Genomic DNA, 12,452 nt, shown 5'->3' with positions numbered 1-12,452 from the left:
TAACTCAGGCCGACAGCTTTGCGCGCCGCAGCGTCTCCGAGGGCAACTCAGAGAAGTGGCGCTTGTAGTCGAGCGAGAACTGGCTGAAGTGCCAGAAGCCGTGCTGCACGGCGACGTCGTAGACTGAGGTTCCGTCGCCGCGCTTGAGGTCACGCCGCACGCGGTTCAGCCGCATCGCACGCCAATAGTGCATCGGGCTCGTCCCCAAGACCTCCTGGAAGCAATAGCCGAGCTTGCGCGGGCTGGCGCCGACCGCCTTGCAGATCTCGAGCAATGAGAGCGAGCGGTCGCCGCTGCCATGCATCAGCGCGCGGGCGCGATCGACGGCGCGCTTGCGCGCCACGGCACTACGGCCAGGATCGTCGGAACGCGCCGTCGGCAGCATGTCCATGATCTCGACGAGGAGGGCATCCTCCAAGGCTTGGCGGGTGGCTGCATCGTCGAACCGTTCCGGCGCGGTCGTGATCGTCTCCTGGATCGCGGCGAGGTGCGCGCGCAACCGAGCGACCGGCGCCTCCGCCATCTCCATCGCCCGCAGCTGGTGCCAGACCGTACGCGGCAGCTCGATGTTGAGGCGAGCAGCCAGTTCCTCGATCAGCGCCGCGCTGGTGACGACGCCACGAAACTCGAACGCTTTCGGCGTGCACATGTCGACCTCGGCGTCGATGCAGGTGATCACGTGCGTGCCCGCAACACTGGCGCCGTTGCAATTAATCTCGCCGTCGCCGTGCCAGGGCAGGCCGATGCCAAAGCTGTCGGCGCCTAACTGGCCGTATTGGCGGACCTGCTGGCTGGTGATCTCGCAGAACACGTCAATGCGGGGCAGGGAAAGCTGGGTGAAGCTGCCGCGGAATGCGCCCGCGCTGATCTGGTCGTAGCTGAGCCGCCAGTGGCCGAGCGCGGCGCAATGCTCGTCCACGTCCGTGCTGCTCGCCTGAAACAGGTTGGCAGCCGAGTCCTGAATCGGAAGAGTTTCGCTTAAGGCCATGACAGCACGTCGGAATTCAGTCGCCAAGCAGCTAGCAAGGACGACGCCAGACTGGCACGGCCACAGGCCCTGTCCAGCGAAATATTGCCGGATCTCGATAACGCCTGGCCGTGACGCTGTGCAGTCTTCCCCATGACCACTCGCGGCACCGGAGCCGGGATGGCTTGCGGAGGAATCGAGATGCGACCGACCGAAATCATGCGCGGCAGCCCGCCGGCGCCGGAGGCCCAGGTGACTCGCGCCAACTGGCGCAGTTTTCCTGCTATCCGCTGGGGCTTCACCCACACCCGCGAAGTGCTGCCGACCGCCGAGATCCGTCGCTCCGCGCAGCCGACGTCGATCGCAAGCGCCCCGCGCGAGCTGGCAAAGCTCGGCTTCACCGCGCCTGACGGTCAGGCGACCACGATCGAGGCGACGCTCCGCGAGACTTTTGCCGATGCGCTGTTGGTCATGCATCGGGGCACGCTGGTCCACGAATGGTACGGTGACGGCATGAGCGTGACCACGCCGCATCTGATCTGCTCGATCAGCAAGGCGATATCAGGCACGGTCGGCGGTGTCCTGGCCGCACGCGGTCTGGTCGATCCCGAGGCGAGGGTGGTGCGCTATGTGCCGGAGCTGGAGAGCTCTGTCTACGGCACCTGCACGGTCCGCAACCTGCTCGACATGGCCGTCGCCATCCAGTTCGAGGAAGACTACGAGGACCCAGCAGGCGATGTCGCCCGCTATCGCTTCTCCTCAGGCTGGGACCTGCCGCCGGCTGGCATCGAGCCCAGCCATCAGCGTGCCTATCTGATGACGCTCCGTGGCACCGGCAAACCGCACGGCAAGGTGTTTCACTACGTCTCGACCAACACCGAGGTGCTCGGCTGGGTCTATGAGCGCGCCTGCGGCATGCCCTATCCGCGCATTCTGTCGGAATATCTCTGGCAGCCCCTGGGCGCGGAGGAGGACGGCTCGCTCACGCTCGACGGCCATGGCATGGGCCGCATCGCCGGCGGCATCTCGGTCACCGCGCGCGACCTGCTGCGCTTCGGCGAGATGATGCGCAATCGCGGCGTGGTCGAGGGGCGGCAGGTGGTGCCCGGCTGGTGGATCGACGATATCAGGGAGAACGGCGACCCCAAGGCCTGGGCCGACGGCGACCTCGCGGAGTTCTTCCCGGGTGCGCGCTATCGCAGCAAATGGTTCACGATCGATCCGGCGCGCAATGCGCTGACCGCGATCGGAATCCACGGCCAGCATCTCTATGTGGATATCGACGCGGACACCGTCATCGTCAAGCTCGCGACGCAGCCCAAGGCGATGGATGTGCCGGTCGATCAACGCTGGTTCGCTGCCTTCCGGGCGATCGTCACACATCTGGCTCCGCGCTGACCTCCGGACATCACCATGCTCGATACAGTCAAAGCCAATTCATCAACGCAGATCGCGACGCCGCATCCGCTGGATCCGTTGACAACGGAGGAGATCACGGCCGCCTGCACGCTGGTGCGTGCGGCAGCCGCTTCGCCGGAGAACTGCCGCTTCCCGACCGTGCGGCTGGAAGAGCCGACCAAGCAGGAATTGGCCGCGGGCGGGACGCCACGCTGTGCCTTCGCGCTGACCCTCGACGTTGTGACGGGCGAGGCGATCGAGCACATCGTCGATCTCGGCCGCAACGAGATCGTCGCGCGAAATGTGATTCCGAACCGCGAGGCGCCCTATGGGCAGCCATCGGTGATGCTCGAGGAATTCTTCAAGTGCGAGGCCGTGGTCAAGGCCGATCCGGGCTGGCGCGCGGCGATGCATCGGCGCGGGCTCACCAACAAGGACATCGAACTGGTCCAGGTTGACCCGTTCTCCTCGGGCTTCTTCGATTTCGAATATGAGCGCGGCGCGCGCATCGTTCGTGCCGTCAGTTTCTTCCGCGAGCATCCGCAGGACAACGGCTACGCCCATCCGATCGAGGGCGTGGTCGCGGTCGTCGACCTGATCGGCGGCAAGGTCATCGACCTCACGGACGCAGACCCGATCGTGCCGATCCCGCGCAAGAAGCGGAACTATGGCGCGCATGAAGTTGCGAACCCGCGCACCGACATCAAGCCGCTGCATATCGAGCAGCCGGAAGGGCCGAGCTTTGCGGTCGACGGCTGGAAGGTCGACTGGCAAAAATGGAGTTTTCGGGTCGGCTTCACGCCGCGCGAGGGATTGGTGCTGCATCAGCTCGCGTACCAGGACGGCGCGCGCAAGCGCTCGCTGATCCATCGCGCCAGCGTCACCGAGATGGTGGTGCCTTACGCCGATCCGACCGCGAACCATTTCTGGAAGTCGGCGTTCGACGCCGGCGAATACGGCCTCGGCATGCTCGCCAACGCGCTGGAGCTCGGCTGCGATTGCCTCGGCCATATCAGGTATTTCGACGTGCCGGCCGCCGACAATAATGGAAAACCCTTCGTCATGCAGAACGCCATCTGCATGCATGAAGAAGACTACGGAATTGCCTGGAAACACTACGAATTCCGCAACGGCCTGTTCGAGGTGCGCCGCTCCCGGCGGCTCGTGATCTCGTTCTTTGCCACCGTCGGCAATTACGATTATGGCTTCTACTGGTACCTCTACCAGGACGGCACCATCCAGCTCGAGACAAAACTCACCGGCATCATCCAGACCGCGGCCGTGCAGCCGGGCGAAAAGTACAAATGGGGTGGCATGGTCGACGACGTCCTCGGCGGCCCGACGCACCAGCACTTCTTCAACGTGCGCATGCACATGGATCTCGATGGCGGCGGCAACACCGTCAGTGAGCACGAGTTCGTGCCGCGGCCCTGGGGCGCGGACAATCCACACGGCAACGCGTTCGACACCACCACGCGCGTGCTGTCGCGCGAGCGCGACGCCGCTTCCGTTGCCAATGGCGAGACCGGCCGGTTCTGGAAGATCAGCAATCCCAATGAGACCAATTCGGTCGGCAATGCGCCGGCCTACAAGCTGATGGTCAATCCGAGCCCGCTGATGCTGGCGCAGGAGGGCAGCTATGTGCGCAGGCGCGGTGGGTTTGCGACCAAGCACGTCTGGGTCACCGCCTTCGACAAGGACGAGAAATACGCCAGCGGCGATTATCCCAACAACCACGCCGGCGGCGACGGCCTGCCGCGCTACGCCGCGCAGAACCGCAATATCGAGAACGCCGACATCGTGCTGTGGCACTCGTTCGGCCACACCCACATCTGCAAGCCCGAGGATTTTCCGATCATGCCGGTCGAATATGCCGGCTTCACGCTGAAGCCGACCGGCTTCTTCGCGGCCAATGCGGCCTTCGACATCCCGCCGGATCGCAACAGCCGCAGCGTGCTCGCAGGCGAACAGGACGCCGCCAGCGAATCGTGCTGCCACAAGGGCTAGCGGAGCGGGGCCCCGGCAGGCTCTTGCCCGTGCGGCCCCGCGATCGACGCCGGACCGGCAACGAGCGAGTCGAGATCGACCAGAAACAGATCGGCCATATGGGTGAGCTGGTGCAGCGGGATGCTGATCTCACCACGCTCGGCACGAGCGACAAAGTCGGGCGAGACGCCGACGAGGTTCGCAATCTGGGCCTCGGTGTAGCCACGCGCCTCGCGCGCGCCCTTCACTTGGGCACCGATGTGCCGCCGATGCAGGGCCTGTTCTTCCTCGGTCATCATCAGGGCCTGCTCGTCCGCGCTCGCGACGCCATCGGCGAACGCGACGCCGAGCAGCCGCCGCTTCTGCCAGGCCACCCGGCAGGCCTTGCGCAAGCCGTCGGCGAAGATCAGCGAGGCCTCTTTCGGAAACGCCAACGACCAGTCGAGCTTCAAGCGTGCGCCGGTGCCGGAGACATCGGCGATGGTGCAGGGGATGCTCACGGTTCCCCTGGCACCCTCGAACTCGATGATCCCTGTTCTCGCCGTGGATTGCCTGGTCGCAGCGCGCAAGTCGCTCATCAAGTCGCTCATGGAGGCCCCGCGAAACATTGCGGCGGATTTTACCTCTCGGTCTCCCGGCGCTCAATCGAACCCGCACGCCATGGTGAAGGATTGGTTCTCCGGCGGAGCACGGCGCGCCGCCCGGGATGAACCTTCCGGGCCGGTCGCGTCACCAAGATTGGAGACTGCCCCAAAACCCTTCGGACATCGCAATGAGATCGATCGTTCTGCTCGGCCTGCTTGCCTTCGCCACGCCTGCACACGCAGCCTCTTCCGAACAGCACTATCTCGATCTGCGAGACCGCTACATTACTAGGTTTTCGAAGGCCAAGGAGAGCGACGAAACCAGCAAGCAACACGATGCCGCGCTCAACGAGCTGACCGGCGTGCTGCGTGGCCTGGTGGGACCAGTTGTGATCAAGGGACTCCCGGCCGAGGGCAAGTCGAACGTCGATACGCTGTTCAAGGGCGACATCGGCTTTGGTCACCTCGACGGGCTCGCCTTCGCCACAGAGGGCGACAAGCAGCAGGCCGTGGTGACGACAACGACGCTGCTCAAGCACTGGCTTGCCGAGCACCGCAGGGATCCCATGCCGCAGGAGACCGACGCGGCGTTCAAGTCCGATACCTTCTACTATGCCGCCATCCAGGACGCGGCCTTTGCCAAATATGCCGAGCTGCCCATCACCAAGCCGGCATCCGTGAGCGCCGCCGTCGCGGTGCTCGGCGTGCGCGGCAATGGCGATTTGAAGGGACCGCCGCACGAGATCGACGTGGTGGCCATCCAGGGCGAGAAGGTCTACTTCCTTGCTGCGACCGAGGCCATCAAGACAGCTGAAATCCCCGCCTGCGAAAAGGTCTGGAAGCAGATGATGGCGAAGAAAGTGCCGGAGGATGCCATGGCCAAGGAAGACCAGGCGATGGCGGCCTATACCAAGTGTTTCGCCAAGGAGGCGCCCAGCCAGAGCTGGTTCGCAGCGGCGGTCAAGAAGGCGCAGGGCCAACTGGATCTGCTGCCGTTGCGATAGCGTGCATCGACCGAAGATCGCAGCGACGTGCGAGAGTGGTGCCGCGGGGGGCGCGTCTCAGCGCCGCTGGTCGACCCGCAATGTCTCCAGATAGGCCACGACGGCTTCGATCTGGGACTCGTTGAGCCTCGGATTCGGCATGGCCTGGTCGGGTCCCAGTCGCCGATGGCCTGACGTCAGGAAATGCCGGAGGCCGTCCGCGGAGAAGGATGATCGGCTGACGATCTCCGGGAAAGCTGGTGGGGACGGGCGGAACGCTGGTGTTTCCTTGGCAGCGTCAGCGACGACGTGGCACGTCCCGCAAGTGGCGTTGGCGATCGCGCGCCCCTCGGACACCTGGTCGACAAACAACTGATTGGGAACGGGCAGGGTGAGCGGGATCTGCATGGCGATCCAGGCATATCCGCTGCTCCGGTGGCAACCGTTGCATTCGTTCGTCAGGCTGGCATACGATGTCATGAACGCGGGGACGTCCTTCGACTGGAGCGCCTGGCGTACGGCCCGGACCTGCTCCTTGGCGCGATCGGCTTGTGACGGGTTCGCGAGCAATCTGCTGGTCGCTTCAAGATTGGCGTCGATCTGTTGAATCTCGTAATTCGCCAGGCTCCAATTGCTCAGCTTGCCCGCAAACCAAAGCTTTGCGTGCTGGAGCTGAAGTCTGGTCATGAGGTCGGCCAGTGTCGCAGACAATTCGGCCGGCGCCGCCGCGCCGAAGGCGGACAGCACGACGATGATCGCACTCAACAGAACCGTTCGTAGGCGCATGTTCGAAATGTTCCGATGTCGCATTTGAGGATGGCATTGCAGACCGTACTGGCGTTGATCCTGATCAAGACGTTGTTCGCCACGGCAAATACCTGTTGTGTCTCTCTCGGAGGAAGACATGCGCGCCCACCAGATCATGTCCAGATGCGTTGTGACGATACGGCCGGAGGCGCCGGTCGCCGACGCCATCAAGGTGATGCTTGCGCATCATATTAGCGGCCTGCCCGTGGTGGACTCAACCGGGACACTCGTCGGCATCCTGTGCGAAAGCGATTTCCTTCGGCGGACTGAAATCGGCACCGAGCATGAACGCAACCGTTTGCTCACGATGTTGCGCGGAGCCGATCGGATTGCAGCCGAGTTCGTGAAGGAACACGGACGCACAGTCGAGCAGGTGATGACCCGCCAGCCGGTGTCCACCACCGAGCAGGCGCCGCTTGTGGAGGTTGCCGACTTGATGGAGCGGCGGCATCTGAATCATGTGCCTGTCATGCGCGGCGAGCGCGTCGTCGGGATCATCACCCGATCCGACTTCCTGTCCGCAGTTGCCGGCCCCCTGACCAGTGCTTCCGGCTACTCCAGCGATGACAGCCAGATTCGTCGCTCCGTCCTTGCTGCACTGACCCGGATGCCGTGGCAGCCGACCTGCCTGAACGTCAGCGTGAAGGGCGGAACAGTCACGTTACGTGGCGTCGTCAGGGGTGAAAACGCGCATCAGGCGGTCATTGTGGCCTGCGAGAACGTTGCAGGCGTTCGAGCGGTGGAGGACCGGCTTTATCTCCAGCCCGATCGACCGGATCCCGAGGATGATTACGGCGGCGGCGATTTCGTATCGTTGCAGATGGAGCCGTCCACGCTGGACGACGAGCCATTGTAGTCAAAGCGCACACCGCAATCGCGGGGTGCGTCCTCCTGAATTTACCTGTCGCGGGCGCGACGGTTGCCAGACGGCACGATACGCTTGGCGAATTTGCCGATTGCCGGGGAAAACAGCGCGATCTCAAGGATCCCGTAGAGCGCAAGTACCATCAGCGCCTTGATCGCATCGTTGGTCATTCGTTGCTCTCCGTCAAATGATCTAGATTGGATGCTTCTCGTGTCGGGTCAGTTCGGTCAGGGTATGACCGGGATCAGGCTTGTAGACGGTCCGGGTCGCCGTCGCCCGCGCATTGACTTCAGGATGAGCCAAATGGGCAGTCAGCGTGATCGCCATCATGGCGATGCTGCCGACGAGCACCAAGACGACCACCTTCAGATGGGTTGTCTTATCGATGGTGTAGATCGAGTGATTCACGGCAGGCTCCATCGTCAACGAGCCGAATTCACGCTGGCAATGGATCTTTAACGCAGCGGTCGGAGGGCCGAAATTCGGGCCTTTCACCTAAGGACATATCCGTAAGGACGCATGGAAGAGGGCGCGGCGGTCCGACGTTCACGAGGAGGTTCCGAAGCCGGGCGAACATTGAGAATTCTCAAATCGCGCCGAACCGCTGTTGTTAGGCTTCTTGAGTGGCGTCACTCGGATCGCCGGAGGCGTCCCTCATGCCGCTTTGTACCTTCTCCCGCTTCCTCAAATCCACGATCGTGTCGGCATTGAGCCTGGCGCTTGTGCTTGGATCGGGCGTTTGCCGAGCCAATGAATTTGACAGGGAGCAGGCAGAGACGTTCTCGACCATGAACCTTGCGCCTCTGGTCAAACGCATCTCGCCGGCCGTGGTGGGAATCCGGGCTTGGGGCCTGCCCTCGGAGCCTCGAATCTTCGATCCGGAAGCCGGATTCCCCGATCCTCCCACACCACGAGAATGGCAGGGAGCGGGTGTCGTCGTGGACGCCCTGGCGGGCTTCATCGTGACCGCAAATCACCTGGTCGCCAGCGCCTCGGTCGTAAAGGCACAGCTCCAGGATGGCCGGGCGTTGGATGCCCTTGTGCTCGTACGATCCGATCGAGACGACGTTGCGCTGCTCCGCGTCGCCCCCGACAATCTGCGCGCGATAACTCTCGATTACGCTAGCGCGCTCGAGGTGGGAGCGCCGGTCCTGGCGATCGGAAATCCAGGGGATTGGGGACAGAGCGTGACAGTTGGCATCGTGTCAGCCCTCCATCGTTCGTGCCCCGGCATCGCCAACGGCGATCTGATCCAATCGGATGTTCGCGTCGCCCAAGGGAGTTCGGGCGGCGCGCTGGTCAATCTGCAGGGGAAGCTGATCGGGGTCGTCCTGGCGCGACGGAGCGGGTTTGCCTTCGCTGCGCCGGTCGACGCGGTCAGGAGGCTCTTTGTGGCCGCACAGTAGGAAGCCGGGCGATCGCGCAACGGATCGTCCGGTTCGCGATGGTATCGTGCTGACGCCCGACGCCGGTATCGCGGATTTCGGCCGGAGCGGGTCCCGGTTCTGTCGCGACCGAATGTCACCGGGCCTTTTGGGAGGGGAGGTGCCGGCCGTCCTGCCTTCCTGCATCAGCCAATTATTTGGGTGATCCGCCCGAGGGGCGTGCATCAGGTGATTAGAGCTGGTTTTCAGGCGGCCGCGGCCGCGAATCTGTCATTCGCAAATGCCGCTGCGCGAGATTTACCTTTGCACCTGCGGACGCTAGCCGGCAACTTGCGGGCGTGTATGATATATCTTGCGGCATCCGGTCTGGCGCCAGCTTGGGCCGTGCTTGCTGTTTGGGAACGAGCTGGCCTCGACAGCGCCGATGAACACGCAGTCCCGCGACCTGAAAGGCGAACGTCATCGATTGACGGTGCTTTTCTCTGACCTCGTCGGGTCCACCGTGCTGGGCCGGGAAATCGAATCCGAACATCTCTCCGAACTGCTGGGGCAGCTCAGGGACATCTGGCATCGCGCGGTGTCCAAGCATGGTGGGCGCGTCATCCGGACGCAGGGAGATGGCGTTCTCGCCGTGTTCGGCTATCCGCGGTCCGGCGAGGATGACGGTCGTCGTGCCGCCGAAGCCGCCATCGACATTCACAGGTGGGTCGGGTTGTTGCGCCACGACAGCGTGTCCCCAGCTCTGCTGCCGCTCCGCATGCATTCGGGCATCCACGCCGGCACCTTGCTCCTGACTGAGGGGGATATCGAGTCCGGCCGATATGACCTGGTCGGCGATGTCGTGAACACGGCTGCGCATCTGTCGCGTCGGGCTGCCCCGGGCCAGATCCTCGCCAGCGTTGATGCCCTCGGTCCGCATGCGAATTTCTTCGAGCTCGGCGCCCCGGTTCAGGTGACAGATGCGGGACCGGACATGCCGCAGGCGCGCGCGGTGCTGCGACGAAGCACGGTGACCCGGCGGTTTGACGCAACGTCCAGGCGCGGCTTGACGCCCTTCACCGGGCGCAATGAAGCATTCGACTTCTTGACCGGCTTTCTCAGCGAACCACAGCCGGTCTCGCGACGTTGTGCGGTCATCGTCGGCGGTCCTGGACTTGGCAAAACGCGGCTGCTGGAAGAGGTGCTGCGAGACTGCGATACCGATCAGTTCAAGCTGCTGCGGGGCAGTTGCGAGAGCTATGTCGGTGCGGAGGTGCTGCAACCGTTTCTGCAGATGCTGCGCACATCTTTGGGAATAGGACCGAACGCATCCATCGCCGAGGCCGACGAGACGGCGCGCGACGCCCTGCAGCCATGGTTCGCCCAACTCGGTTCACGCGCGGAAACGATCATCGCACTCGCCTCAACGGGTGCCGATGCGCGCGGCGGTCGCATGACCGTCGATGGCGTCGTCGGTGACCTGCTCGGCTTCTTTACCGTCCTGTCCGCGCAGGGCGCGTTGATGATGGTGATCGACGATTGGCAATGGTCCGACGACGCGAGCCGGCAGTTGCTGGAAAAGCTCCTGCAATTGCCTAACGGACCGCGCTTCATCCTCGCCAGCCGGCCGCGCGACGACGGAACCGAGTGGATTTCCGGCGCGCCGCATATGCGGCTGGAGCCGTTCGAGGGACAGGAAACCGACATCGCCGTACGACGCTGGGTGCCACAGGCCGATCCTTTCCTGGTGGCCCGTGTTCACGCCTATGCCGGCGGGGTGCCATTGTTCATCGAAGAGCTGTGCCATTCGATCGCAGCCAACGACAGTGCATCGTTCGAGATGCGCAGCCAGCAAGGCGGATGGATCGCCACGCTGGTCGCTTCGCGCCTGTCGCGCCTGCCGCCCGGTCAGGTGAAGGTCGTCCGCGCCGCCGCGGTGATCGGAAACACGGTGCCGAAAAGCCTACTCATGGCGGCCTGCGGCAGCGAGCCCGACGCGGAGACCTTGCGGGCGTTGGCCGACGCGGATTTTCTCTTCGCCGATCCAGCCGGCGATGTGCTTCGCTTCAAGCACGGCATCACGCGGGATGCTGTCTACGACAGCATCACCCTGCACGAGCGTCAGGCCTTGCACAAGCGCATCGAAGCCAGTTTGCTGGCGCGGTCCGAGCAGGCCGATCGCGAAGATACGCTGGAAGCCCTGGCCTACCATTCGCGCGGCGCAGGCCATTGGGAAAACGCGGCTCATTATGCCGAACGCGCTGGCGACAAGGCCATGGCCGCCTTCGCGCTGGACCTTGCCGGGTCCCAATATAAGGCCGCCATGGATGCGCTGGATCGCGTGCCGGAACGCTCGCGCGAGCAGTCCCTGCGCTGGTGCTTGCTGGCGAACAAACTCGGCATGGCCAACATCTTCGATCCCCTGTCGTTGACCGAGGACACCAGCGTGTTCGAACGGGCGGTCGCGATCGCGTCCTCGCTCGGCGACACCGGCGCAACGGCCGGTGCCTATGAGTGGCTCGGCTACATGTGCTACGGCTTCGGCCGCTTTCGCGAAGGGGTGACGCACACGAGAACGGCGCTGGAATGGGCGCACAAGCACGGCGAGCCGCGCCTGATCGCCCGGATAAAAGCCGTGCTGGGCCAGATTCTCGCCGCGAGCTGCCAATACGACGAGGCCACCGCCTTGATCGACGCCGCCATCTCGACTGCGCGCAGCCGCCGACATGGCGCGATCGCCGTCGGCTCGGCCTATTCGCTGTCCTGCACGGGCAGCATCCTGGCCGATCGTGGCGATTTCGATGGCGCTCACGAGTGCTTCAACGAAGCGATGAGCCTGGTCGAAGGTTCGACCCATCCGGTCGTCAGCTCGGTGCGCAATTGGATCTCGGTCGCGCTGGTCTGGCAAGGCCGTTGGCAGGAGGCTGAGCAATTGGCCGTGGAGGGCGCCCGCGCCGCCGAAAACATGCGCAGCCTGCTGATGCTGGCAGCGTGCCGCGCTGCGTCCGGATTTGCCCGCTGGTCCACGACCGGCGACGCCGATGGTTTGCAGCAGCTACGAAACGCCGCGCAATGGATGGAGCGGCGCAACTTTCACTTCTACACGTCGGTTCAATATAGCTGGCTGGTCGAGGCGGCGGCGGCCGAAGGCGATGTCGATACGGCACGGCGGTATGCAGCCCATGTGCTGGGCCGCGCGCGCGAGGGTGAGCGGCTGGGCGAGGCAATGGCGTGCCGCGCGCTCGCGAGGCTCGCGGCCCGTCGGGGCGATTTTGGACGAAGCCGGCGCTGGTTGCTGCGGGCCGAGAGCTCCGCCGGCTGGCGCGGCTCGCTGCGCGATGCTGCTCTGAATCTGGCCGCGCGCGCCGAGCTTCTCGCGCAGCAAGGGCAGGGCGAAGCGGCCCGTCAAACCGCAACCGAGGCTGCCGAAAGGCTCAACGCGCTCGGCATGCACTGGCATGCGGAACAGACAAGCCGTCTCCTGTAAGCTGGCGGCTC

At 64.2% G+C, this 12,452-nt stretch carries 11 protein-coding genes; 6 read left to right on the top strand and 5 right to left on the bottom strand.

What is annotated here, in order from left to right; genetic code table 11:
- Positions 1–4: 4 nt before the first annotated feature.
- On the bottom strand, positions 5–988 hold the full coding sequence (locus tag L6639_RS14870) for a helix-turn-helix domain-containing protein (protein WP_237862424.1): 984 nt from the start codon (positions 986–988) through the stop codon (positions 5–7).
- A gap of 180 nt (positions 989–1,168) precedes the next feature.
- Here L6639_RS14870 and L6639_RS14865 point away from each other — a divergent pair, with 180 nt between their 5' ends.
- On the top strand, positions 1,169–2,365 hold the full coding sequence (locus tag L6639_RS14865) for a serine hydrolase domain-containing protein (protein WP_237862423.1): 1,197 nt from the start codon (positions 1,169–1,171) through the stop codon (positions 2,363–2,365).
- 15 nt (positions 2,366–2,380) lie between these two features.
- Entirely contained in the window at positions 2,381–4,372 is a 1,992-nt protein-coding gene (locus L6639_RS14860; RefSeq protein ID WP_237862422.1) for a primary-amine oxidase, read from the top strand.
- Here L6639_RS14860 and L6639_RS14855 read toward each other — a convergent pair.
- On the bottom strand, positions 4,369–4,929 hold the full coding sequence (locus tag L6639_RS14855; RefSeq protein WP_237862421.1) for a helix-turn-helix domain-containing protein: 561 nt from the start codon (positions 4,927–4,929) through the stop codon (positions 4,369–4,371). The genes L6639_RS14860 and L6639_RS14855 overlap by 4 nt on opposite strands.
- 194 nt (positions 4,930–5,123) lie before the next feature.
- On the opposite strand from L6639_RS14855, the gene L6639_RS14850 reads away from it, so the two are divergent.
- The gene (locus tag L6639_RS14850; protein WP_237862420.1) at positions 5,124–5,939 is read left to right on the top strand and encodes a hypothetical protein; all 816 of its coding nucleotides are present in this window, start codon (positions 5,124–5,126) and stop codon (positions 5,937–5,939) included.
- 57 nt (positions 5,940–5,996) lie between these two features.
- On the opposite strand, the gene L6639_RS14845 is transcribed toward L6639_RS14850, so the two are convergent.
- Entirely contained in the window at positions 5,997–6,842 is an 846-nt protein-coding gene (locus L6639_RS14845) for a c-type cytochrome (RefSeq protein WP_237862419.1), read from the bottom strand.
- On the opposite strand from L6639_RS14845, the gene L6639_RS14840 reads away from it, so the two are divergent.
- Positions 6,823–7,581: a CBS domain-containing protein gene (locus tag L6639_RS14840; protein ID WP_237862418.1), complete on the top strand. Its 759-nt coding sequence runs from the start codon at positions 6,823–6,825 to the stop codon at positions 7,579–7,581. The two genes, L6639_RS14845 and L6639_RS14840, sit on opposite strands and share 20 nt — an antisense overlap.
- A gap of 41 nt (positions 7,582–7,622) precedes the next feature.
- Here the strand turns inward: L6639_RS14840 and L6639_RS14835 are convergent, their stop codons facing one another.
- A complete protein-coding gene (locus L6639_RS14835) occupies positions 7,623–7,760 on the bottom strand; it encodes a hypothetical protein (RefSeq protein WP_237862417.1) in 138 nt (45 codons plus the stop codon).
- A 22-nt stretch (positions 7,761–7,782) separates the two neighbouring features.
- Complete coding sequence (locus L6639_RS14830; RefSeq protein WP_237862416.1) at positions 7,783–8,085, bottom strand: hypothetical protein; 303 nt, start codon at positions 8,083–8,085, stop codon at positions 7,783–7,785.
- 161 nt (positions 8,086–8,246) lie between these two features.
- On the opposite strand from L6639_RS14830, the gene L6639_RS14825 reads away from it, so the two are divergent.
- Both L6639_RS14825 and L6639_RS14820 read left to right on the top strand, forming a co-directional pair.
- Positions 8,247–8,996 carry a trypsin-like peptidase domain-containing protein gene (locus tag L6639_RS14825; RefSeq protein WP_237862415.1) on the top strand — a complete coding sequence of 250 codons (750 nt, stop codon included), beginning with the start codon at positions 8,247–8,249 and terminating at the stop codon, positions 8,994–8,996.
- A gap of 403 nt (positions 8,997–9,399) precedes the next feature.
- The gene (locus tag L6639_RS14820; protein WP_338076535.1) at positions 9,400–12,441 is read left to right on the top strand and encodes an ATP-binding protein; all 3,042 of its coding nucleotides are present in this window, start codon (positions 9,400–9,402) and stop codon (positions 12,439–12,441) included.
- Positions 12,442–12,452 lie beyond the last annotated feature (11 nt).

Origin of the sequence: Bradyrhizobium zhengyangense (assembly GCF_022012555.1) — a bacterium.
Classification (GTDB): Bacteria; Pseudomonadota; Alphaproteobacteria; order Rhizobiales; family Xanthobacteraceae; genus Bradyrhizobium; species Bradyrhizobium zhengyangense.
This window is presented reverse-complemented; position numbering and strand designations above follow the sequence as displayed.